Annotated in this window: 2 protein-coding genes; both read right to left on the bottom strand. The window is 45.3% G+C overall.

Features of this window, described 5'->3' with window-relative positions:
• Positions 1-1,197 (bottom strand): serine--tRNA ligase (gene serS, locus IT392_07595; GenBank protein MCC6544348.1); only part of this gene is annotated, 1,197 nt, incomplete at its 3' end.
• A gap of 78 nt (positions 1,198-1,275) precedes the next feature.
• Complete coding sequence (locus IT392_07600) at positions 1,276-2,676, bottom strand: glucose-6-phosphate isomerase (GenBank protein ID MCC6544349.1); 1,401 nt, start codon at positions 2,674-2,676, stop codon at positions 1,276-1,278.
• Between the last annotated feature and the right edge of the window lie 84 nt (positions 2,677-2,760).

The following is a 2,760-nucleotide window of genomic DNA, read 5'->3' on the forward strand; positions in this document are numbered from 1 at the left end:
CTGATAATTCTCTAATATTGCCACAAGTGACCTGCCTACTGCAAGCCCTGAACCGTTTATCGTATGGACATATTCCGTTCTTCCTTTGCCTGCCTTGTATCTTATGTCAGCCCTTCTCGCCTGAAAGTCCTCAAAGTTGCTGCACGATGAAATCTCCCTGTATGTGTTCTGAGCCGGGAGCCAGACCTCAATGTCATATGTTTTTGCTGAAGAAAATCCGAGGTCTCCGGTGCAGAGGGCAACTACCCTGTAAGGGAGGCCAAGCCTCTGTAATACATCTTCTGCATTATTAGTCAGTTTTTCAAGTTCGTTATAAGACTCTTCAGGTTTGCTGAATTTAACTAACTCAACCTTGTTGAACTGATGCTGTCTTATTAAACCCCGCGTATCTTTACCATATGATCCAGCCTCACGTCTGAAGCATGGGGTGCAGGCCGTATAATATAACGGAAGCATCTCTTCCTGCAATATCTCACCCTGATGGATGTTTGTCACAGGGACTTCAGCAGTGGGAATTAGATAAAAGCCGTCTCTCTCTATCTTGAAAAGTTCATCTTCAAACTTCGGCAACTGACCTGTCCCAGTCATGGTCTTTTTGTTCACCATGAATGGAGGAACGACCTCTTTATACCCATGTTCCCTGGTATGGAGATCGAGCATAAAGTTGATCAGTGCCCTCTCAAGCAACGCACCGGAACCTTTGAGCAGAGAAAACCTGGCGCCCGCTATATTGGTCGCCCGCTGAAAGTCAATGATATCAAGGGCCTCTCCAATTTCCCAGTGAGGTTTAGGTTCGAAACTAAATTCAGGGATGTTACCCCACTTCCGGATTTCAATATTCTCCTTTTCATTCTCACCAACCGGTACTGATTCATCAGGGATGTTAGGAAGGATTAACAGGATTTCCTGCACCTTGTCTTCTACTCCCCGGATATCCAGCTCCAACTGCCTGATATCGTCAGAGACACCTTTCATTTGCCCTAACAGCTGGTCTGCAGATTTTCCTTCTCTCTTTAGTTTACCTATTTCATCAGAGTTCTTGTTCCTCTGGAATCTAAGGTCTTCAATACGTTTTAGAAGAGAGATCCTGTCAGCGTCAAGTTTCAGGAGAGATGTGATATCTATGTTCTCTCCCCGCTTCCCAAAGCCTTCCTTAACCTTCGCAGGATTTTCTCTTATCAGTTTAATATCTAACATGTTCTATAGCCTGACGCAGTCGTATACTTTAACATTCAAGCATGGAATAGTCAATGAATATACTGGGCAGGCAACAGATTAAATTATGTATTTATTGATCTGCTTTATTTCTTCAACCTCATTCCTTTTATCTTCAAACCCTTTTCGCCCCATCATCCCGAATGTGAGTTTTTTTCCTTCTTCTACCCCAGGCTGATCAAAGGCGTTTATCTTGTAAAGACCACCTGCAAATGCGGTCTGGACCTCAAACAGGTAAAATAACTGTCCTATTACTGAAGGCGTTATTGCCGGGATGTCTATACGGCAACTGGGCCTTCCGTTCCTTGCAAGTGCTACCTCTGTTGCCCTCTGCTCTGCGAGGATCAGCTCATTAAGTGTGTGACCGCCGAGATAGCTTATCCCATCTATATCCATGAAGTCTTCCGGTATGGAGACTGTGTTATTGAATTTGTTGACCTTCAGAAATGTAATAGTCTTGTCATGAGGGCCTTCCATAAACAACTGAAGCTGTGAATGCTGATCCGTAGCGCCTATTGCCTTAACCGGGGTCTGACCCGTGAATAAGATTCGTCCATCAATGCCATGTTTTTTACCAAGGCTTTCCGCCCATAACTGGACAAACCACTCAATGATGGTGCCGAGTGCCTCTGAGTAGGCCATCATAACCGAGATATGCCGGCCTTGTCTCGTTTGAAACATATACTCGAGCAGTCCCTTCATGTACGCAGGATTTTGCCATGTATCGGGATTACTGCACCGTTTATCCATCATGGCAGCACCTGACAGCATCTCATCTATATTGATACCGGAGACCGCTGCAGACAGCAGACCGACAGGGGTCAAAACAGAGAACCTGCCTCCAACCCCTCCTGGTATTTCAAGAGTCCTGTAACCATTCTTCCTGGCAATCTTTAACAAATCGCTCTTTTCAGGGTCAGTAATTGCTATTACCTGAGATGGATCAATCTTTCCGGCTGTCTTTTGTATGGCGGCTTTAAGTACAAGAAAACTGGCCATTGTTTCAGCGGTTCCGCCGGACTTTGTTATTACAACGATGACAGTCTTTTTAAGGTCAAGGACCTGCAGGAGTGCGGTGGTTTCATCGGGGTCAACATTATCAAGAAAATAGAGCCTCGGCCTTCCCTTGCCGGGACCTCCTGACAACTGGTTGTAGAATGCAGGGTGAAGTGCATTATGGATTGAGAGAGGCCCCAGTGATGATCCTCCTATGCCTATAAGCAGGAAGTTGTCAAAACTCTCTGATATCTCCGACGCAATGGATTTGATGGGGCTTGTATCCTGATACGGGAGGTCGAAGAAGGGGAGTTCCCCGCTTTTCCTCTTGCCCCTCAACTCATCGTGAATAGTTTTAACGGTATCAGAGAAAAAATCTATGTCTCCCGGATCTATACCTGAATCTTCACCAATCTGTTCCTTCATCATGAAGTTAAAATCAAGACGTATCTCATTTTGTTCCATCTGACAGAACCTCCTTCCATTTACCCGATATGCCAAGGTGGCAGAGGGCGAAATCATATTTTAACGGGTCATCCGGTGATATCA

Source organism: Nitrospirota bacterium (assembly GCA_020846775.1).
In the GTDB taxonomy this organism is placed as follows: Bacteria; Nitrospirota; 9FT-COMBO-42-15; order HDB-SIOI813; family HDB-SIOI813; genus RBG-16-43-11.